This is a genomic window from Streptomyces sp. NPDC053560, from assembly GCF_044544605.1.
In the GTDB taxonomy this organism is placed as follows: domain Bacteria; phylum Actinomycetota; class Actinomycetes; order Streptomycetales; family Streptomycetaceae; genus Streptomyces.
Genome location: NZ_JBITXI010000003.1, coordinates 259,959 through 280,427 on the forward strand (window position 1 = coordinate 259,959; position 20,469 = coordinate 280,427).

At 70.1% G+C, this 20,469-nt stretch carries 20 protein-coding genes; 12 read left to right on the forward strand and 8 right to left on the reverse strand.

From position 1 onward, the window contains the following. Positions 1-138 precede the first annotated feature (138 nt). The 7 genes from ACIGQF_RS08025 to ssuE all read left to right on the forward strand — a co-directional run bounded on the left by ACIGQF_RS08025 (position 139) and on the right by ssuE (position 6,330). Positions 139-1,830, forward strand: a complete 1,692-nt coding sequence (locus ACIGQF_RS08025; protein WP_399706975.1) for an amino acid adenylation domain-containing protein — start codon at positions 139-141, stop codon at positions 1,828-1,830. Then, positions 1,827-3,044 carry an acyl-CoA dehydrogenase family protein gene (locus ACIGQF_RS08030; RefSeq protein ID WP_399706978.1) on the forward strand — a complete coding sequence of 406 codons (1,218 nt, stop codon included), beginning with the start codon at positions 1,827-1,829 and terminating at the stop codon, positions 3,042-3,044. The genes ACIGQF_RS08025 and ACIGQF_RS08030 overlap by 4 nt, the downstream gene beginning before the upstream one ends. Before the next feature lie 66 nt (positions 3,045-3,110). After that, a complete protein-coding gene (locus tag ACIGQF_RS08035) occupies positions 3,111-3,680 on the forward strand; it encodes a hypothetical protein (protein WP_399706980.1) in 570 nt (189 codons plus the stop codon). A gap of 39 nt (positions 3,681-3,719) precedes the next feature. Next, positions 3,720-3,950 (forward strand): phosphopantetheine-binding protein, encoded by a 231-nt coding sequence (locus ACIGQF_RS08040; RefSeq protein WP_399706983.1) that lies wholly within the window; start codon positions 3,720-3,722, stop codon positions 3,948-3,950. 33 nt (positions 3,951-3,983) lie between these two features. Further along, on the forward strand, positions 3,984-4,718 hold the full coding sequence (locus ACIGQF_RS08045) for a thioesterase II family protein (protein WP_399706986.1): 735 nt from the start codon (positions 3,984-3,986) through the stop codon (positions 4,716-4,718). 111 nt (positions 4,719-4,829) lie between these two features. Then, positions 4,830-5,687, forward strand: coding sequence for a PAS domain-containing protein (locus ACIGQF_RS08050; RefSeq protein WP_399706989.1), 858 nt, complete (start codon positions 4,830-4,832; stop codon positions 5,685-5,687). A gap of 109 nt (positions 5,688-5,796) precedes the next feature. Then, on the forward strand, positions 5,797-6,330 hold the full coding sequence (gene ssuE / locus ACIGQF_RS08055) for an NADPH-dependent FMN reductase (protein WP_399706991.1): 534 nt from the start codon (positions 5,797-5,799) through the stop codon (positions 6,328-6,330). A 17-nt stretch (positions 6,331-6,347) separates the two neighbouring features. Here ssuE and ACIGQF_RS08060 read toward each other — a convergent pair whose 3' ends face one another. After that, positions 6,348-6,578 (reverse strand): hypothetical protein, encoded by a 231-nt coding sequence (locus tag ACIGQF_RS08060; RefSeq protein WP_399706993.1) that lies wholly within the window; start codon positions 6,576-6,578, stop codon positions 6,348-6,350. Next, complete coding sequence (locus tag ACIGQF_RS08065; RefSeq protein WP_399706996.1) at positions 6,575-7,795, reverse strand: MFS transporter; 1,221 nt, start codon at positions 7,793-7,795, stop codon at positions 6,575-6,577. The genes ACIGQF_RS08060 and ACIGQF_RS08065 overlap by 4 nt, the downstream gene beginning before the upstream one ends. 54 nt (positions 7,796-7,849) lie before the next feature. Here ACIGQF_RS08065 and ACIGQF_RS08070 point away from each other — a divergent pair, with 54 nt between their 5' ends. From ACIGQF_RS08070 to ACIGQF_RS08080, 3 genes are all read left to right on the forward strand, one after another. After that, entirely contained in the window at positions 7,850-8,608 is a 759-nt protein-coding gene (locus ACIGQF_RS08070) for an AraC family transcriptional regulator (RefSeq protein WP_399706999.1), read from the forward strand. Between the two features lie 288 nt (positions 8,609-8,896). Next, positions 8,897-10,201: a radical SAM protein gene (locus ACIGQF_RS08075; RefSeq protein ID WP_399707620.1), complete on the forward strand. Its 1,305-nt coding sequence runs from the start codon at positions 8,897-8,899 to the stop codon at positions 10,199-10,201. 104 nt (positions 10,202-10,305) lie between these two features. Further along, the gene (locus ACIGQF_RS08080) at positions 10,306-10,971 is read left to right on the forward strand and encodes a 1,4-alpha-glucan branching protein (protein ID WP_399707002.1); all 666 of its coding nucleotides are present in this window, start codon (positions 10,306-10,308) and stop codon (positions 10,969-10,971) included. A gap of 397 nt (positions 10,972-11,368) precedes the next feature. Here the strand turns inward: ACIGQF_RS08080 and ACIGQF_RS08085 are convergent, their stop codons facing one another. The 6 genes from ACIGQF_RS08085 to ACIGQF_RS08110 all read right to left on the reverse strand — a co-directional run bounded on the left by ACIGQF_RS08085 (position 11,369) and on the right by ACIGQF_RS08110 (position 18,682). Beyond that, a complete protein-coding gene (locus ACIGQF_RS08085; RefSeq protein WP_399707005.1) occupies positions 11,369-12,403 on the reverse strand; it encodes an ABC transporter permease in 1,035 nt (344 codons plus the stop codon). Then, a complete protein-coding gene (locus ACIGQF_RS08090; protein WP_399707008.1) occupies positions 12,400-13,362 on the reverse strand; it encodes an ABC transporter permease in 963 nt (320 codons plus the stop codon). The genes ACIGQF_RS08085 and ACIGQF_RS08090 overlap by 4 nt, the downstream gene beginning before the upstream one ends. Further along, the gene (locus ACIGQF_RS08095; RefSeq protein WP_399707012.1) at positions 13,355-14,914 is read right to left on the reverse strand and encodes a sugar ABC transporter ATP-binding protein; all 1,560 of its coding nucleotides are present in this window, start codon (positions 14,912-14,914) and stop codon (positions 13,355-13,357) included. Before ACIGQF_RS08095 ends, ACIGQF_RS08090 begins: the two co-directional genes overlap by 8 nt. Positions 14,915-15,043: 129 nt before the next feature. Continuing rightward, the gene (locus ACIGQF_RS08100; protein WP_399707015.1) at positions 15,044-16,138 is read right to left on the reverse strand and encodes an ABC transporter substrate-binding protein; all 1,095 of its coding nucleotides are present in this window, start codon (positions 16,136-16,138) and stop codon (positions 15,044-15,046) included. A 205-nt stretch (positions 16,139-16,343) separates the two neighbouring features. Beyond that, positions 16,344-17,375, reverse strand: a complete 1,032-nt coding sequence (locus ACIGQF_RS08105; RefSeq protein ID WP_399707017.1) for a LacI family DNA-binding transcriptional regulator — start codon at positions 17,373-17,375, stop codon at positions 16,344-16,346. A gap of 236 nt (positions 17,376-17,611) precedes the next feature. Next, entirely contained in the window at positions 17,612-18,682 is a 1,071-nt protein-coding gene (locus ACIGQF_RS08110) for a glycoside hydrolase family 43 protein (RefSeq protein ID WP_399707020.1), read from the reverse strand. Between the two features lie 199 nt (positions 18,683-18,881). Between ACIGQF_RS08110 and ACIGQF_RS08115 the strand changes: the two genes are divergently transcribed. Beyond that, entirely contained in the window at positions 18,882-20,015 is a 1,134-nt protein-coding gene (locus ACIGQF_RS08115; RefSeq protein WP_399707023.1) for a DUF1269 domain-containing protein, read from the forward strand. A gap of 30 nt (positions 20,016-20,045) precedes the next feature. After that, positions 20,046-20,465, forward strand: coding sequence for an SHOCT domain-containing protein (locus tag ACIGQF_RS08120; protein WP_399707026.1), 420 nt, complete (start codon positions 20,046-20,048; stop codon positions 20,463-20,465). Positions 20,466-20,469 lie beyond the last annotated feature (4 nt).

The following is a 20,469-nucleotide window of genomic DNA, read 5'->3' on the forward strand; positions in this document are numbered from 1 at the left end:
CCGCGACGAAGTTCGGTTGCGGCGGCACTCCGCGATGGACCTTCTGCACCACCGACTGCCGCACGAAGCGCACCTCGTCCTCGCGACGCCCAGCTGACCGATCACCACTCGCCACCCCCGATGGATCCAGGAGAGACCTTGGACAGCCAGGCCTCGGCCCCGCCTCGCACCGCAACCGCAGACCCCGATCCACAGGTCCGCCCCGAACTGCCGCTGGCGCCGGGTGCGGTCACCCGGGCCCGGGAACTGGTACTGCGCAACCCCGCGGACCTCGACTCGGCGACCGCCCTCCTCGACCACGTCGCCCGGCACGCCCGGATCCGACCGGACGCCTGTGCGGTCCAGGACCGCGAACGCACCCTGACCTACGCCGAGTTGGTAGCCCGGGTCGCCGCGGCGCGGGACGCAATGCGGATCCGCGGGGTGGAGGCCGGTGACGTCGTCGCCTGCGTCGGGCCGCGCAGTGCGCACACGCCAGTGGCCTTCCTCGCGCTGGAGAGCCTCGGGGCGTCGTACCTGCCGATCGACCTGGGCTGGCCGGAGGGCCGCGTCCGGGACGTGCTCGACCGCAGCCGGCCCGCCCTGCTGCTCGACTACTCCGACGGAACCGCCTCCGCCGCCCACTCGGCCGCCGTCGCCGAAGGGGTCGGCACCCTCAGCCTGCCGGCCGAGGGCAGGCCCGGCGGCCTGGACGACGGGCCGTACGGTGACCGTAGCGGCGAGGCCCGCTACACGATCTTCACCTCCGGCACCACCGGCCGCCCGAAGGGCGCCACCATCGAACACCGCGGCCTGCTCAACCACCTGTGGTCCAAGGTGGCAGACCTGGCCCTGGGGCCCGAGGACGCCATCGCCTTCTCCGCCCCGCTGGTGTTCGACATCTCCATCTGGCAGATGCTCTGCCCCTTCCTGGTCGGCGGCAGGGTCGTCGTGCTCGACGACGCGGCGATGCGTATGCCGCGCTGGTTGCTCGGTGCCCTCGACACCACGGGCGTGACCGTCGTGGAGCTGGTACCCACCGTCATCGGCCGGCTGATCGACGAAATACGGCGCAAGGACGGACCGGCGCTGCCGGGTCTGCGGTGGCTGCTGTCCACCGGCGAAGAGGTGTACCCCGCCCTCGCGGAGCAGGTGCTCGACACGCTCCCGCATGTGTCCCTGGTCAACGCCTACGGGCCCGCGGAGTGCTCCGACGATGTCACCCTGCACGTGGTGACCCGCGCCGACCTGGCGCGCCCCCGGCTGCCGGTCGGCACTCCCGTGGCCAACTGCACCCTCCACGTCCTGCTCCAGAACGACGACGGCGCCTGGCGGCCGGCCGAACCGAGGGAAAGCGGCGAGCTGTTCGTCGGCGGCACCTGCGTCGGGCTCGGCTATCTCAACGACCCCGCCACTACCGAACGTGCCTTCTTCCGCGACCCCTTCGACCCGGACTCGTCGACCGGACGGATCTACCGCACCGGCGACCTCGCCCGGGTCGAGGACGGGCTCGTGCACTACCTGGGCCGCGACGACCGGCAGGTGAAGGTCGGCGGCGTACGCATGGAACTGGGCGAGATCGAGGCCACCCTCAGCCGGCACCCCGCCGTCGAGAGCTGCGCCGTCACCGTCTCCGACGAGGGACCCGTCAGCGAACTCGTCGCCCACTACACCCTGCGCGAGGAGGTGCCGCAGCAGGAACTGAAGCAGGCGCTGAGCGCGGCCCTGCCCCCGGTGATGGTGCCACGGCACTGGCGGCAATGGGACGCGCTCCCCCTGAGCCGCAACGGAAAGATCGACTACCGGTCGCTCACGGCGACCCCCGCCGGCCCCCGGAAAGAGGCACGATGACCACGGCAACGTCCACGGCTACGGCAACAGCAACGACATTCAAGGGTGCGGGCCGGACCGGCGTCCCCGACCTCGCGGAACGCCTCGCGGCGGTGACCCAGGTCGCTGAGCGGCACCTGGACCGGAACGACCGGGACGCGACGTTCCCCGATGAGGCCCTGGCGCAGCTGCGCGACACCCGTCTGCTGGGCCTGCTGGTGCCCAAGGAGGAAGGCGGCCTCGGCGGCACCCTCGGCGACCTCATCGAGGCCGGCCTGGTGCTCGGGCGTACCGACATGTCGCTGTCCATGATTTTCGTGATGCACTGTCAGCAGGCCGAGGCCGTGGTACGGCACGCCGCGTCGCCGCTGCGCGAGGAACTGATCCCGCTCCTCGCCGCCGGCAAGCTGTACCTGGCCTCCGTGACCACCGAGAGCGGCAAGGGCGCGGACCTGTTCAAGTCCGAGGAGCCGCTGCACGAGGCGGACGGCACGCTGGAGGTCGACCGGGCGGTCCCCATCTCGACCGGCGGCACCTCTGCCGACGGGTTCCTGATCACCATGCGCAGCCCGTACGCCACGGCCGATCACCATGTGTCCCTCGTCTACGCCCACCGCCACCAGCTGGACGTGCAGGTGGTCGGAGGGTGGAGCCCCTTGGGCATGCGGGCCACCCACAGCCTGCCGCTCAAGCTCAGCGGCCGTATCCCCGGCCATCAGGTGATCGGCGAGCACGGTGCCTTCCACCGCATCGTGCAGTCCGTCTTCGGCCCGCTCGCCCACCTCGGCTGGTCTGCCGCCTGGCTGGGCACCGCCGCCGGGGCCCTGTCCCGGGTGCTGCGCCTGCTGCGCGACCCGGCCGGCCGCAAGCGCTTCGACCTCACCTCCGAGTTGCTGCTCACCCGGCTCTCCCGGGCCCGGCAGCGACTGGAGACCGTGCACGCGCTGCTGCGCCGGACCCAGGAGCTGGCCGAGTCCGGTACGGACTGGTCGGTCACCAGCCACCAGCTGCTGCTCAACAACTTGAAGATCACGGCGGCCGAGGAGTGCCACGCCGCCGTGGAGGAGCTCATCGACGCGGTCGGCCTCAAGCACGGCTACCTCCAGGACTCGCCGACCCGCCTGGAAAAGGCGCTGCGCGACCTGCGCTCGGCCGTCCTCAACTTCAGCAACGACCGGCTGCATCTCGCCGACGGACGGCTGTGCCTGCTCGACCCGGACGTCCGGTTCCACTGAGCGACCGGTCCCCTTCCCGGTCACCTCGCCCACATCCATCCGCACCCCACCCTCCGAGGACTCGCCATGCCCGAAAACACCGCCGGAGCCCCGACCCAGAACTGGAACACCGCCCTGAAGTACATCGCGGGGCGCAAGGCAGCCGAGGAGTCCCTGGGATTCGTCGCGCACGTCAGCACCACCGTCCGCGACACCGAGGACGCGGCCGGCGTCCTCCCGGCCGTCGCCCGGGCCTGCGCGCCCTTCTTCGCCACCGCGGTCTCGCTGGACGCCGGGCCCACCCACGGGCAGGCCGTCGTCCAGGGCCCGGACGAGCTGACCGCCGTCCTCAAAACGCTGCGCGACATCGCCGTGGAGGCGGGGCAGCGGCAGCTCGTCGTCAGCGAGCACGAGAAGCTCGCCGGCAAGACCGACCCGCGCCACCTGGAGCTGCTGCGGGAGGGGGGCGGTGACTCGGCGGTGGTGGTCTCGCTGGACTACCGCGGACTGTCCGGCGGCCACGTCGTCTTCGTCCGGGAGGCGAAGCACCGCCGTGGGGTCTACGGCCCGTCGGATCTCGCCCTGGCAAACGAAGTGGCGGACCGCGTAGGGGCGTTCAACGCGCTCATCGGCCTGACCACCCCCGCCGGGCAGTGACACCACCGGACCGAACGCCGCACGGCACATGGAGGGCTGATGACAGCGACCTGGACGGACGTACGCGACTGGATTCTCGAACGGAATCCGGACCTGACGGACCTGGCGCCCGAGACCGACATCATCGACTCGCGCCTCGTGGATTCCCTGCAGTTCGTCGAGCTCGTCCTGTACATCGAGGACCTGCGCGGAACGGCACTGGACGCGGACGCCGTCAGTCTCGATTCCTTTCGCACCCTCAAGGAGATCGAGCAGAACTTCTTCCAATGACACTGACGGCCGACATCCGTGCGGGGAGCGACGATGGGTGCTAGTACCCAACGGTCCATAGTCATCCAGGGCGCTGCGGACAGTGCCGACGACGTCATCGTCTTCCTGCCGCCGGCGGGCAGCGTCGCCTCGCCGTACTTCCCGATCGGTGACCTCCTCGCCGACGCCCTGCCCGCCGTGCACTGCGAGACGCCGGGACGCGGCCGGCTGGCCACCGAGGAGCCGCCCGGTTCCGTGCACGAAGCGGCCGACCGCTGGGCCACCGAACTGGCCGAGGCCCTGCCGGGGCGCCGGCTGCACTTCTTCGGACACAGCCTGGGCGCGCTGTACGCCTACGAACTGACGCTGCGTTTCGAGGCCCGGCCCGTATGCGAGGCCGCCAGCCTGTCCGCGTCGGGCGCCCGCGAGCCGGGAAGCAAGCCCCGCTCATTGCTGACCACCGCGTTCGCCGCCCTGCGGGCACCGGACCGGCAGGACGGCGCCGGGGAGCAGTGGATGGATCGGGACCTGCGGATGCGGGGTGAGTACCGGACCGCTCACCAGGCGGTGCGGGCACCCCTGGCCCTGCTGTGCGGCGCCTCGGACCCTTTCGCCCGCCCGGCCGAGATGGAGCAGTGGCAACGCTTCACGAGCGGCCCGTACCTGGGGCTGTCCACCTTCCGCGGCGGCCACGACTACTACCTGTCCGACCCGCGGGCGATCGCGGAGGCCATCACGCGGACCGTCCACCACAGCCGGCACCCGGAAAGCATCACGCCCCCGGAGTGACAAGCCGGCCCATCGAACCTGTCCCCTCACACCGACACACCGAAAGCAACCTCTCGTAACACACCGTAACCAGTCCCCTCACCTCAGCACCCCGAACGAATGGAGTCAGCAATGCCGAACGACCAGCGACCCTCCGTCGACCAGCTGATCGATGTCATCGCGAACAGCTCGGTGGGCATCACGGTCACCGACCGCTCCGGCGCCATCGTCCTGCACAACCGGGCCCAGTCCGTGCTGATGGGCGGGGAGGCCGACCACCTGGGCGGCCGTATCCTGCTCGACGGCGCGACGGACGGTCTCAAGGAGCTGATCCAGCGCCTGGAGAAGGACCAGCGCGTGGAGAACGTCCAGGTCACCTACCGTGGCATCGACGGCACGCACGAGCAGACCGCCCGCGTGAACGCCGTCCTGACCGGCAGCGGCGCCGACACCCGCATCCACTGGGTGAGCCGGCCGGAGCTGGGCGAGCGGCTCCCGGTCTCCAACAGCACCGTCGAGGACGTCACCTCCGACGCCTCTACCTGGATCCGCGCCGTCAACGCATGCCCGCTGCCCACCCTGGCCCCCGCCAAGGACCAGGAGGACGTGCTGCGCGAGTTCTATGAGGTCGCCCCGGTGGCGATCCACCTGATCGGCGTCAACGGCCAGGTCATGCACGCCAACCCGGCGGACGTCGCCCTCGTCGGATACACCCCCTCGCCGAACGAGTACGTCGGTCAGCACATCCGCACCATCTACGAGGACCAGGGGCTGCTCGACGACTTCCTCGGCCGCTGGGACGAGGACTCGCCGATCATCAACTTCCGGGCCAACTTCCTCACCAGGGAAGGCGCCCCGCAGCCGGTGCTGATCTTCTCGACCGCCCAGGCCGAGGGCGGCAGCGTCACCAACACGCGGTGCTTCGTCTTCAGCGACCCGGAGCCGCAGCGCGAGCGTGACACCATCAGCGCCTTCGGCTGGCCGGCCTGACGTGCGGCGGGGGGGGGGGGGGGGGGGGGGGGGCCCCCCCCCCCCCCCCCCCCCCCCGCTCCGCACTCGCCAGGTTTCCCGACCGGACCACACGACACCAGGGGTGGCTGTGTCCCACGTATTGGTCATATCCGGCAGCCCGTCAGCGACCTCCAAGACCGAAGCCATCGGCGACCACGTGGCGCGGCGCCTCGCCGAGTCCGAGTGGCACGTCGGGCACCTGAAAGTCCGCACCCTGCCGGCCGCACCGCTGATGAACGCCGACGCCACGGATCCCGCGATCGCCGAGGCCCTCGAACAGGTCGCCCGGGCCGATGGCATCGTCCTCGCCACACCGACGTACAAAGCGAGCTTCTCGGGCCTGCTCAAGACCTTCCTGGACCTGCTGCCCCAGTACGGGTTCCGGCAGAAGGCCGTGCTGCCACTGGCCACCGGCGGCAGCATGGCCCATCTCCTCGTCCTCGACTACGCCCTGCGGCCCGTGGCCGTCTCGCTGGGCGCACGGCACGTGGTGCAGAGCTTCTTCCTCCTCAACGAGCACCTCACCTTCCACGAGGGCGAGCCGCAGCTGCTCCCGGAGGGCACGCACCTCCTCGACGAGGTGATCGAGCAGTTCCGCAAGTCCCTGATCGCAGCGACCTGAGCCGGCCGGCCGCGATGCTAGGCGGGATCGGGAGCCGCGAAGGCCGCCACCTCACCCTCGTGGAGCAGCACCACCGCCGCACAGGTGCACCGGCAGTACTCGACGCTGCCGACCGACGTGGCGTGGCTGGACATCAGCTGCCAGTCGGGGTGCTCCAGCCCGGTACGGCACCCCCAGGCGGCCAGCGGACAGGCCTCCTGGACCGGTGGACGGGCAGCCTCGGCGGATGCGGTCGAGGGGGACGTCACGTGGCGGCTCGCTGGGTGCCGGTCTCCTGAGTGCCGGCCTCCGGCGCGGCTTCCTCAGCGCTGTCTCCCAGCAGGGGCTCGGGCACGGCCGGTTCGGGCAAGGTGCGGAACAGCAGCCAGCTCAGGGCGGGCATCACGATGAGGGGCATCAGGGCCGTACGCAGCGACGTGGCATCGGCGATGCTGCCGATGATCGGGCTGGTCAGGCCGCCGACGCTGACCATCAGGCCGAGGGTGATGCCGCTGGCCGTTCCGACACGGGTGGGCAGATAGTCCTGGGCGAGCGTGACCTGCAGCGAGAACGGCACGTACAGGCCGATCGAGGTCAGCGCCACGAACAGGTAGATCGCCGGGCCCGGCACGAACACCACGCCGGCGACAGCGGCGGCCGTGACCAGGTACGCCGTGCTCACCACCGTGACCCGGTCCCAGCGGTGCGCCAGGTTGCTGCCGACGACCGTGCCGACGGCACCGCCGAGGTAGAGCACGAACAGAGCGGCCGAACCGGCGACCGTGCCGCCACCCGTCTGCTCCCGGACGTGGAAGGCGATGAAGGTGCTCAGCCCGACGAACGCGATCGACCGGCACACCACCGCCAGTGACAGCCGTATGAACGAGTTCCAGTCGTCCCGGCCCTCCGCGGCCCCCTTGCCGCCGGCGGCCTGCGGCACCTTCGCCAGCGCCCGCAGCACCGGCAGCGTCAGCACACTGCCGACCAGCGCGGGCAGGATCAGCAAGGGGGACAGCCGCAGTCCGCCGGTGGCGATCACAGCAGTGACCAGGAGCGGAGCCGCGGAGAAACCAACGTTGCCGCCCAGGGAGAACCACCCCATGGAGCTGTGGCGGCCCTTGCTGGCGACCCGCGCGAGGCGCGCGGACTCCGGATGGTAGGCGGCGACTCCGATGCCGGACAGCGCGACGAACAGCAGCGTGAGCGCGTACGAGCCGGTGATCCCGCTCAGCGCCACGCCCAGTCCGCCGAGCAGCGTGCTCACCGGCAGCAGCCAGGGGATGGGGTGCCGGTCGGTGAGCGCTCCGAAGAAGGGCTGCGCCACCGAGGACAGAAGGCTGGCGGCGAGCACGATGCCCGAGGCCGCGGCGTACGTGTAGGCGCGCTCGGCGACGAAAAACGGGACCAGGGCCGCCACGGCGCCCTGATAGACGTCCACGCAGGCATGTCCCACCGACAGCAGCACGATCGACTTGTTCCTTGGCATAGCGCCATGATCGGCCGTGGTCGCCATGCCGTACTTCCGATATTCTGCCAATCAATGAGGGAAATCCGCCATGAGTCGGTGGCACCCACCAACGCCCGCTGGCTGGCCCCCGGCGCAGGCATCGACGCCCATCGCCACGACGACCACCAGATCGTCTACGCGGGCCGGGGCGTACTCGCCGTCACCACCGGCGCGGGCTCATGGACGGCCCCGGCCACCCGGGCGATCTGGGTACCGGCCGGCACCGTGCACTCCCACCACGCACAGGGCGAGCTCGAACTGCACCTGATCGGCCTGCCCGCCGACACCAACCCGCTCGGCCTGGACGAGCCCACCGTACTGACCGTCGGCCCACTGCTGCGCGAGCTGATCCTCGCCTGCACCCGCGACCCGGCCGCTGACAGCCCGGAACAACGCCGCCTGCGTGCCGTCCTCTGCGACCAGCTGCGGGTCGCCCCCCAGCAGCCGCTCCACGTACCGACGCCCACCGCGCCCCAGCTCAAGGCGCTCTGCGAGATCCTGCACGCCGATCCGGCCGACAACCGCACTCTGGCGGCCCTGGGCAGACAGGTCGGCGCCAGCGAGCGGACGCTGTCCCGCCTGTTCAAGGCCGACCTGGGCATGACGTTCCCGCAGTGGCGCACCCAGCTGCGGCTCGGCCACGCCCTGGCGCTGCTCGCCCAGGACACGCCGGTGACGGTCGTGGCGCACCAGTGCGGCTGGTCTTCGGCCAGCGCATTCATCGACGTCTTCCGCCGCACCTTCGGCCACACACCGGGCCGCGCCGCGACCACGGCCCGCCGCAATCGCTGAGAGTGAGAACGGACGCACCGTAAGCAGTCGCCGAGGGGTATCGACGCGCCGGCAGAGCGGTCCCGTGCCGGAAATGATCGCCGAACGGGGAGGCAGGTGTGCGGGCGATTCGGGCGCAGGAGTACCGTCGGGGGCGCCCCCGGGCCGCGAAGTGAGGAGTTCGTTCACACCATGCCGTCATCCCCGACGCCGTTGCCGATGCCGTCCCCCGTGCCGTCCCGCCGGGCCCCGTCCCCCCAGCAGGACCTGCAGGGACACCCGAACCGGACCGCGCTGGTCGAGGACCTGATGCAGCGCTTCCCGCACATCCCGCGCGAAGCGGTGATCAAGGAAGACCTGCTCCGGGGCGGAATGGCCTTCGACGACTCGGCGCTCAGCGACACGACCGACGAAGCGACCGGCGAGGTCAAGCCGAAGTCCTACTTCATCTTCTCCTTCGACCACCGCACGCTCCCCGAGCTGGGTGAGGCCGCGCTGCGGCGGCCGCCGGAGGAGGTCGTGCTCACCGGCGGCCCGTACGACCTGCGCCGTACCGTCGTCTCGGTGCGCGTGAACCCGGACTCCCCCTACCGGGTGCAGGCCGGCGAGGACGGCGCCCTCGGGCTCTACCTCGACGGGAAGCGGATCTCGGACGTCGGCCTGCCGCCGATGCCGGACTACTACCGGCACACGCTGGCCAACGGCAAGTCGGTGATGGAGGTGGCACCCACCATCCAGTGGGGCTACCTGATCTACCTGACGGTCTTCCGGGTGTGCCAGTACTTCGGCGCCAAGGAGGAGTGCCAGTACTGCGACATCAACCACAACTGGCGCCAGCACAAGGCCGCAGGCCGCCCCTACACGGGAGTCAAGCCCGTCGAGGAGGTGCTGGAGGCGCTCCAGATCATCTCCGACCACGACACCCTCGGCGCCTCCAGCGCCTACACCCTCACCGGTGGCTCGATCACCTCCAAGGTGCAGGGCATGGACGAGGCGGACTTCTACGGGATGTACGCCAAGGCCATCGAGGAGCGGTTCCCCGGCCGCTGGACCGGCAAGGTCGTCGCGCAGGCGCTGCCCAAGGACGACGTCAAGCGCTTCCACGACTACGGCATCCGCATCTACCACCCGAACTTCGAGGTCTGGGACAAGCGCCTCTTCGAGCTGTACTGCCCCGGCAAGGAGCGGTACGTCGGCCGCGAGGAGTGGCACCGCCGGATCCTGGACTCGGCGGACGTCTTCGGGCCGCGCAACGTGATCCCGAACTTCGTCGCCGGCGTCGAGATGGCGGCGCCCTACGGCTTCAACACCGTGGACGAGGCCGTCGCCTCCACCACCGAGGGCCTGGACTTCTTCATGTCCAACGGCATCACCCCGCGGTTCACCACCTGGTGCCCGGAGCCGACGACGCCGCTGGGCAGGAGCAACCCGCAGGGCGCGCCGCTGGAGTACCACATCCGGCTGCTGGACGCCTACCGCTCGGCGATGCAGCGGCACGGCCTGTCCTCGCCTCCCGGCTACGGTCCGGCGGGCGTCGGCCGCGCGGTCTTCTCGGTCAGCTCCTTCATGGACACCCTGCCCGCGGAGGAAGGCGCTCCCGTCTCCGGCGAGTGACCGCGCGACGGATCACGCTCGGGTAGCAACCCGTCATGCGCTCCGGCTGCCTCAGGGCCGCCGGAGCGCGTTCCACGTCCACATAACGGAAGAGAGCAGCAGTCATGGCCGTCATGCACCGCACCACCATCACGCCGACCAAACTGGAACTGCTCAACTCCTGGCTGCCCGACCGCCCGTGGTACGACGGCGGCCCGGGCGGACCGAAGCTGGAGAAGGCGGGTGGCTTCCGGCTGGACGACCCGGAAGGTGAGGTCGGCATCGAGTTCATGGTCGTCACCGACGCCTCCGGTCCCCAGCTCCTCACGTACCTGATCCCCTTCACCTACCGTGGTGCACCGCTGGACGGGGCGGAGCACGCGCTCATCGGCACGATGGAGCACGGGGTGCTGGGGAAACGCTGGGCCTACGACGGCTGCCACGACCCGGTGCTGGTCATCCAGTTGCTGGCGCTGATCGAGGGCCGGGCGCAGGCCCAGGCTCAGAGCATCAGCAACACCCCCGACCGGGAGGTCACCGCCGCGTACACCGGCGAGGGATCCCTCTCCACGCACTTCTCCCCCACTGCCGCCGACGGCCTAGAAAGCACTGAGCTGACTGTGCCGGACGGCGCGACCCTCCGCCTGCACCGCGTCCTGCAGCCCGCCCCGGACGGCCCGTTCGTCCCCGGGCCGGGGGTGATCGGCCACGTCACCGGTCACTGGAACCTGCCGGACGACGCCCGCGCACGCGGAGTATTCGCCACCTTGCGCACCTGCGCCCTGGCATAGCTCACGACCGACCGGCCCGGTGTACCGCCACCCACCGGGCCGGCCGCTGTCGCCGGACGGCCGCTACGCGCCCGTCACGGTGCCCACGGGGCCCAGGTGTGTGCCGCCCGGGGTGGCCGGCCGCAGTTCGCTGTCGTAGTGGCGCAGGTACTGGTCGGGGAAGTGGTGAGCGGGCAGCCGCACTCCCCCCGTTGACGCCCCGGACGGGGCAGAAGGTCCGTGCGGCGGCCGCGGTGCCGGAGGCCGCCAGGGCCGTGCCCATCAAGGTGAGCGCGGCCAGTGCGGTGGTGGCCCGTCGGGCCCAGCGTCTGCGCCGGGGAACAGGGGAACGACGTGCGGGTGAGCGACACGTCGTGACTCCTTGAGAGGTGGGGGTGGGAGACGTGCGTGTACGGGGTCACATCAGCTGCCGCCTGCGGCCGAGCCAGGTCTGGGCGATGACCACCACGGCCAGGAAGGCACCGCTGACGACCTGCTGGTAGGAGGAGTCCAGCGAGCCGATCTGGTTGATGACGTTCTGGATCACCTTCAGCAGCAGGACGCCGACCAGCGAGCCGCTGATGTAGCCGAGGCCGCCGGTCAGCAGGGTGCCGCCGATGACGACTGCGGAGATGGCGTCCAGCTCCATGCCGTTGCCGAGGATGGTCACGCCGGAGGCGAGCCAGGCGGCGTTGAGCGCGCCGGCCAGCCCGGCCAGCACACCGGACAGGGAATAGACAATGATCTTGGTGCGGGCCACCGGGGCGCCCATCAGGGCCGCCGCGTCCTCGTTGCCGCCCACCGCGTACACATGCTGGCCGAACCGGGTACGGCGCAGCACCACGGCGCCCGCGACGAACAGGGCCAGCATGATCCATACGGGGTTGCCGAGGCCGAGGGTGGTGCCCTGGCCGAGTTCGGCGAGGAGCGAGCCCTTGCCGATGAGGTAGGTGTCGGCGCCCTCGTCCGTGAGGGCCAGCAGCAGGCCGCGCGCTCCGAGCATGGCGGCCAGGGTGACGATGAAGGGTGCCAGCCGGGAGCGGGCCACCAGCAGCCCGTTGACGAGGCCGATCGCACCGCACACCACCAACGGCAGCAGCAGGGCGAGCAGGGATCCGTGGCGTGCGCCCCAGGCGGCCAGCACCCCGCCGAGGGCGAACAGGGAGCCGACGGACAGGTCGATGCCGCCCGTGATGATCACGAAGGTCATGCCCAGGGCGACGACGGCCAGGAACGCCGAACTGGTCGCCATGTTGGCGATGTTGTCGCCGGTGGCGAAGGAGTCGAGACCGAACGACGCCACCAGAAAGACGATCACCAGGACGGCCAGCGCACCATGCTGCTGGCCCAGCGCGCTCAGCCGCTCGGAACGGGCGTGTCCGACCGGTTCGGAAGCGGCCGTCGGTTCGTTGCTCGCCGTGGTCACGGGCGTGCCCGTCTCCGTGGCGGTCATCGCTTCCCCCGTCCCCGTGCCGCGTAGACCGCGCACACGATCACTATGGCCTGGGCGATCTGGGTCCACGAAGGGGGCAGATCGTGCTTGATGAGGGTGGCGGTGAGCAGCTGGATGAGGACGGCTCCCGCTACGGTGCCGCCGATGTTGACCCGGCCGCCGCTCAGCGGAGTGCCACCGACCACGACGGCGGTGATGGCGGAGAGTTCCATCAGGTTGCCGAGGGAGGTCGGGTCGCTGGCCTGGAGCCGGGCGGTGGCGAGGACGCCGGCCACGGCCGCGAGCAGCGCGGAGAGTACGTACACCACGATCAGTACGCGGCGTACCGGCAGGCCGGCGAGCTGGGCCGCGGGGCGGCTGTCGCCGATGGCAAGGAGGCGGCGGCCGAAGGTGGTGCGGCGCACCACGAAGGCGACCAGCAGCGACAGGACAGCGGCGATCAGGATGAGGTAGGGAATGCCCACGATGTCGGCGGAGCCCAGGGAGGCCAGCGCGGGGTTGTGGAGGTCCTTCAGCTGCGGCAGCAGCACCAGGGCGAGGCCCCGGCCGCCGACCATGAGGGCCAGGGTGGCCACGATGGGCTGTACTCCCACCAGGGCCACCAGTGCCCCGTTGGCCAGTCCGACGCCGGCGGCGAACAGTGCCACCACCAACAGGGCCGGCAGCAGGCCGTAGCCGAGGTAGAGGGCCGTCACCGAGGCCGCCAGTGCCATCACGGCACCGACCGACAGGTCGACGCCCTCGGTGCCGATGACCAGGGCCATGCCCAGCGCGACGATGATGACCGGGGCGACCTGCACCGCCTGCGTACGGAAATTCTCCGCGGACAGGAAGTGCGGTGTGATGACGATGTTGACGACCAGCAGCAGTGCCACTCCGGCGTACACGCCGTAGGTCTGCAGCCACTGCAGGACGCGTGCCTTGTCCAGCGGGGCCATCCGCACGGTGGCTTCAGCCATCGGTGGCCGCCTTCCCGACCGCGTCCGCCGCCGGAGCGTCCCCGGCGATGGTCCGCATCAGCTTGTCCTCGGTGACGTCGTCGCCGGTCAGTTCGCCGACGACCGCACCGTCCTTCAGTACGACCACGCGGTCGGACCCTTCGATCAGTTCCTCCAGGTCGGAGGAGATGAGCAGGACGCCCAGGCCGTCAGCGGCCAGTTCGTCCACGAGTTTCTGCACCTCGGCCTTGGCGCCGACGTCGATGCCCCGGGTGGGCTCGTCGAGCAGCAGCACCTTGGGGTTCATCGCCAGCCAACGGGCCAGGAGCACCTTCTGCTGGTTGCCGCCGGAGAGTTCGCCGACCTTCTGGTGCGGCGAGGACGCCTTGATCCGCAGCCGCTCGACGAACGTGTCGACGACGCTGTCCAGGCGGGCCTCGGAGACCAGTCCGAAGCGCGAGAGACGCGGCAGGGCGGCCAGCGCGATGTTCTCGCGGACGGAGAGGCCGGGGACGATGCCTTCGCTCTTGCGGTCCTCGGGCAGCAGGCTGATGCCCGCGCGGATGGCGGCGGGGGTGGAGCCGCCCCGCAGCGGGACGCCGGCCACCATGACGTTCCCCGAGCGCACCGGCAGGGCGCCGGAGATCGCCTTCGCCGTCTCGGTACGTCCGGAGCCGAGCAGCCCGCCCAGTCCGACGACCTCGCCCGGCCGGATGCGTACGGATACGTCGTGCAGCTTGTGCGCGACGCTCAGGCCGTCCGCTTCCAGCACGGGCTGGCTGTCGGCGACATGGTGATCGCCGGCGAACTTCGTCAGCCCCTCCTTGCGCACCTCGCCCAGCTCCCGGCCGAGCATGGTCGACACCAGCGCCAGCCGGTCGAGGCCTGCCAGGTCGCCGTGGTGGACGCGACGGCCGTCGCGCAGCACGGTGACCGTGTCGCACACCGCGTACAGCTCATCGAGGCGGTGGCTGACGTAGACCACGGCGATGCCGTCGTCGCGGAGCCGACGGATCACCGCGAACAGGGTCTCCACCTCCCGCGGTTCGAGGGAGGAGGTCGGTTCGTCCATGATGACGATCCGCGCGTCGGTCGCCACCGCTCGGGCCAGTGCCACCATCTGCTGCGCGCCGACGCCGAGGGTACGCAGCGGCTGCCGGACGTCCACCCGTACGCCATAGGTGCGCAGTGTCTCCCCGGCCTCCCGGTGCATACGGGCGAAGTCCAGCAGACCCAGCCGGGTGCGTGGCTCGCGGCCCAGGAAGAGGTTGCGGGCCACGCTCAGCAGCGGGATGAGGTTGACCTCTTGGTAAATGGTCGAGATGCCGGCCTTCTGGGCCTCCAGCGGGGTGGCGAAGGAGACCTTGCGGCCCTGGAGGGTGATGTCCCCCGCGTCGGGCCGGTGGACGCCGGTGAGGAGCTTGATGAGAGTCGACTTGCCGGCGCCGTTCTCGCCGATCAGGGCGTGCACCTCACCGGGACGCAGGGTGAGGTCCACGTCGTCCAGGGCCCGGACGCCGGGAAAGGACTTGCTCAGTCCGCGGACGGCGAGGACTTCGGCCGGGGCAGACACCTGTGCCTCCTGAAAGGGGGGTGAGGCTTGCGGGAGGGGAAGAAGGGGCGGGACGAAGCAGGGCCACGAGCGGGCACGGCGATGATGACCACCAGCAGCGTCGTGCTGCCTCCGGGCCCTGCCGGGGCGTCAGTACGCCTTGCCGATGTCCTGCTTGGCGTTGTCCGCGGTGTAGGCGCTGTCCTGGATGACGACGTCCTGGGGCACCTTCTCGCCCTTGGTGAAGGTGTCCAGCGTCTGGAACGCCAGCGGGCCGAACCGCGGGTTGGATTCGACGACACCGCTGATCCAGCCGTCCACGACGCCCTGGACCGCGCTGCGGGTGCCGTCGACCGTGACGATCTTGATGTCACCGGACTTCTTGCCCGCGCCCTTGAGCGCGGCCATCGCGCCCAGGCCCATCTCGTCGTTCTCCGCGTAGATGCCTTTGATCCCCGGCTTGGACTGGATGAGCTGCTCGGTGACCTGCTGACCCTTCTCGCGGGTGAAGTCGCCGGTCTGCTCGAAGACGACCTTCAGGCCCGGGGCCTTCTTCTCGATCTGCTCCTTGAACCCCTTGGTGCGCTCGGTGGTGACGTTGTTCCCCGCGGAGCCGCGCAGGATCGCGACCTCTCCCTCGCCGCCGGTCGCTTCGATCATCTGGTCGGCGGCGCGCCGGCCCTGCTCGACGAAGTCGGAGGCGATGAAGGAGACGTAGTCCTTGCAGGCAGTGGCATTGATCTTGCGGTCGATCGTCACGATCGGGACCTTCTTGGCGGCGGCCGCCTTCAGCACCGGGTCCCAGCCGTCGGAGTTGAGCGGTGCGATGACCAGCAGGTCGACACCCTTGGCGAGCAGGTCCTGCACATCGCTGATCTGCTTGGAGAACTGCGACTGGGCGTTGGCCGTGAGCAGCTTGACGCCGCGTCTGGAGGCCTCGTCCTTGATGGACTTCGTCTCGGCGATGCGGAACGGGTTGGCCTCCTTCTCCGACTGGGAGAAGCCGACGGTCGCGCCTTTCAAGTCCAGCTTCTTGGCGCCGTAGGCGTCGATGGTGCAGCTCTTGCTGCCGGGCTTCGGCGTGACGACCTTCTGCCCGGCGTCGGCGGCCGACGAGGAGTTTTTGCCGTCCGACACGTCGTCCTCGGACTTCGCGCAGCCGGTGGCGGCCAGGGCCACCGCGGCAGCGACGACCACGAGCGCAGGACGGGCGAGCAGGTGAGAGCGGTGAGTGGTGTGCTGCATGAAGACCCCGTTCCGGGTGCCGCTGGGAGGAAGTGGGGGAGCTGAACGACGAGCGGAAGTGGTGCTTCTCCCCCGGGCGTTGGACGTTGTTCGGTCCGTCGCAAGGGGTTTTTACATCGTTGGAAGGATGCTGTAAACCCTTCGTGCACGACACGCGGACTTCGGCAGGCAGGTTGCCGACCGTCGGCGGCCGTTGGTACGGCGCTCAAGCACGCCGGCCGTCGCTCGCCGTACGGCGCCCCAGCGTGCTCTCCCGCTCGACGAGGCGGTGGCTCGCCCGGATGCGCCGGCGCTCGGGCGTCCTGCCGCTGAGCCGCGCGAGCACCGACTCCACCGCGAGCCGGCCGATGGCTCCCTTGTCCGGCGACACGGAGGTGAGCGTCACCGTGCCGAAGCGCCCCTCGACCACGTCGTCGAACCCGGCCATCGCGACATCCTCGGGCACGCGCAGCCCCCACTCGTGCAGCACCCGCATCGCACCGATGGCCATCGGGTCGTTGTAGGCGAAGACCGCGTCGGGACATCGCCCGGCCCGCAGAATGCCGGTCATGGCCGCGGCGCCGTCCGCGAACCCCCAGCCGTCGGTGACGGCCACGAGCCCGTCGTCGGCGGGCAGGCCGGCGGCGGTCAGCTCCTCGCGCCAGCCGCGCACCCGCAGTTCGGCGGGCTCGCTGCGCCCGCGCCGGGCACCGATGAACGCCACCTCCCGGCGCCCCAAGGCGACCATGTGGCGGACGGCGGAGCGGGCCGCCGCGACGTTGTCGATGGCGATGTGGTCGTACGGCAGGTCGTATTCGCGTTCGCCGAGCAGCACCATCGGCGCGTCCTCCGCGCGGTCGCACAGGTCCTCGGCCTCCAGCTCGATGGGGCTGAGGATCAGTCCGTCGATGACCCGCGCCCGGAAGGCCTGGCTGACCAGGATCTCCTGCTCACGGCGGCCGCCGGTGTGGTCCAGCAGCACGATGTAGTCGTGCTCGGCGGCCGCGTCGATGACCGCGGCGGCAAGTTCGGCGAAGTAGGGGTTGCCGAACTCGGGCAGCGCGAGGGCGATGATGCCCGTACGTCCCTTGCGGAGGTGCCTGGCCGCGAGGTTGGGCAGGTAGCCGAGCGCGTCGATGGACCGCTGGACGCGCTCGCGCATCGCCGGTGTCACGTGCGGGTGATCGTTCACCACGTTCGAGACGGTCTTGATGGAGACCCCCGCGTGCGCGGCGACATCCTTGAGGCTGACCCGCACGTCGATCCTTTCCCGAACGGCCCGACTCCGGTGGCCGGTGCGGGTCCCATGTCAGTCACCAGCGCGGGCCGTGCGCCGAGCCCTGATGCGCAGTTTTACAACGTTATACGGCTCGCCTGTCACGCTGACAAGACGATGAACCAGGTCCGTGTGGCGCCGCCGTCCGGTGCTGGTGTGCGCCCGCTGCCGGTCCGGTCAGAACCCGGCAACGGGCCTTTCTTCCAAGGGCCAACCGCTCACTCGAAGAACTTGATGCTCCAGCCGGTGTCCGTGTTCGGCCCCGGCACGTTGGCACGGCTGTAGGTGCTGTTGCCCCACCAGGTGAACGTGCCGGTGTACCAGTACCGGTTCTCCCACGAGTACGGCGTTCCCTTCGGCACCGCGTGGAACATCAGCGGGAACTTCGGGCCCGCGGGCGGGCTGGTGTTGATGTCGCCGTTGAGCAGGACGAAGCTGTGGTGGCCGGGGCCGTTGACGTACAGGGTCGGGTCCCAGCCGGACATCATCGTCGCGCGGTTGGAGCCGAACAGGCAGCCGTTCGACTTGTACCAGTCCCACACATACGTCGGGTCGCCGCCGGCCCGCAGACGCAGGTCGGCGAGGCAATACTGCTCACTCCAGCTGCCGTTGGCGGAGTACACGATGTGCAGCTGCCCGTTCGGGTCCTTGATGGCTTCGGGCGCCTCGTTGATGAACGGGTTGCCGACCACCCGCTCCCAGCCCTCCCGCGGCTGCGAGATGACGTACCGGGCGCCGGTGGGTGCGGTGGGGCTGCTCATCCGGGCGATGTAGAGGTTCTGCTCGACGTTGGTGTCGCCGGCCCAGCCGGACCAGACGAACCAGCGCTGTCCGTTGAAGGTGAACAGGGTTCCGTCGATGGCCCACTTGTCGTCCGGCAGCGCCAGCTTCGTCTCGGCGGTGTAGCCGTTGTCCGCGGCGGCAGAGCTGATGACGTACATCCGGTGCGCGGCACCGCGGCCGGCCGAGAAGTAGATGTAGTAGCGGCCACCGTCCCGCACGATCTCCGGGGCCCAGACCTCCCCGAGGCCGCGGGTGTCCGACCAGACCTGCCGGGCGGGCGCCGAGGCGAGACCGGCCGTCGACGAGGCTTGCCGTACGGCGATGCCGCCGCCGGTCGACTGCACCGAGATGTAGGTGCTGTCGACCCGGATCACGCTCGGGTCGGCGGCCCGGAGACCGGTCTGATCCGCCCGGGCCGGTTCGGCGGACGACAGGGACATCACGGTGGCGAGCACGCCGGCCAGCACAAAGGCGGCGGCGCCGGACAGACAACGAGAAAGCTTCATGGTCCCGTCCCATCGATTCGGCCTCTCCCATGCTGCTTTACATCGATGGAAGATGGCTCCGACAGCATTGCGACTAGCACTGGACATGTCAACGCGTCGGCGAATGCGCGGCGTTGGGTTCATTCACCCGCTACGGGGGATGCCGCCCGGCGCCATCTGCTGCTCAATGACGTGCAGCCCCTATCGAGGGAGGCACACGATGACCGAGACCGGGCCCATACAGCTGTTGGTGATCACCTTCGGCCCGGATGCGGCATTCGAGGGGCGGATCCTCGAAGAGCTGGAAGAACTCGCGGCCGCGGGCCAGATACTCGTCCTGGACCTCCTGGTCGTACGGAAGGACACCAACGGTGATCTCGTCGCCCTCGGCTATCAGGCCGAGGGAATGGGCGACACGATCAGCGCGCTGCTCGGACTCGAACCGGGCAGCATGCGGAAAGCGGAGAAGGCATTTCCTTCGCTGGCCCCGGGGCGCGCCTTCGGGATGGCCGCGGACGACATCCGAGAGATCGCGGATGCGCTGGATCCGGGTGCCACAGCGGGTTTCCTCCTCCTTGAACACCGGTGGGCGAGGAGGCTGAAAGGTGCGATCCGCGAGCAGGGCGGCGTGCCGCTCGCGGAGGGCTTCCTCACCGAGGAGGCGATGGCCCCCGTGGCCGCTGAACTGCTCGCCGCCGCCGCGCGCCTCGACGAAGGGGCGTCAGAAGAACCAACGGAACGGACGGCTGAACCAGCGACTGAACCGGCGACTGAACGGACGACGGGTGAATCCGCGGGCGGAATCGCCGTCGAGACCACCGACGAAACGCACAGGGCCGACGCCCGGCCCGTTGCCCAGGAGGTTCCCATGACCGGACTCGTGGTGCTCGGCTTCTCCGACAAGGAACAGGCCGAAGCCGTCATGCGTCTCAGCAGCCAGCTCTCCCAGGAAGAACTGCTCGACCTGGAGGACGCCGCGCTGGCCTGGCGCAGCCAGGACGGCAAGGTGCACGTCCAGCAGGCCCACAACACCACCGCCAAGGGAGCGGCCACGGGAGCCCTGTGGGGAACCCTGTTCGGGATGCTCTTCCTGATGCCGGTCTTCGGTGCGGCGGCGGGCGCGGCGACCGGCGCCGTCGCAGGCAAGCTCCGGGACGTCGGCCTCAACGACGCGTTCATCAAGGAGACGGCCGGCGCCCTGGAGCCCGGGCGTGCCGCGGTTTTCGCGCTCGTACGGAAGTCCACTCCCGACCGGGTACGGGAAGCCCTCCGGCCTTTCAACCCCACGGTTCTGCACACCTCGCTCACCAAGGAACGCGAAGACGAGCTCATCGCCGCGCTGCACGGCGTGTGACCGCAGGCAAGCGAAAGGAAGGAGAAGTCCATGAGCGGTTCCGTGACCCTCGCGTACGACTATCCGCTCCTGGGGGTTTTCTGGACCACGTTCGTGCTGTTCATGTGGGTGCTGTGGTTCTTCCTGCTCTTCCGCGTCATCGGCGATGTCTTCCGTGACGACGGGCTGAACGGGTGGGCCAAGGCGGCCTGGATCATCTTTGTGGTCGTGCTGCCTTTCATCGGTGTCCTGGTCTACGTTCTCGCCCGGGGCCGCGGCATGGGCCGGCGCGAAGTGAACAGGGCACAGGCGCAGCAGGAGGCGTTCGACAACTACGTCCGCCGGACAGCGGCGACCGGCACGTCCCGGCCCAGCCAGGCCGACGAGTTGGCGAAGCTCTCCCGGATCAGGGAACGCGGCGACATTTCGGACGACGAGTTCCAGCGGGCGAAGGACAGGATCCTGCACTGACCCC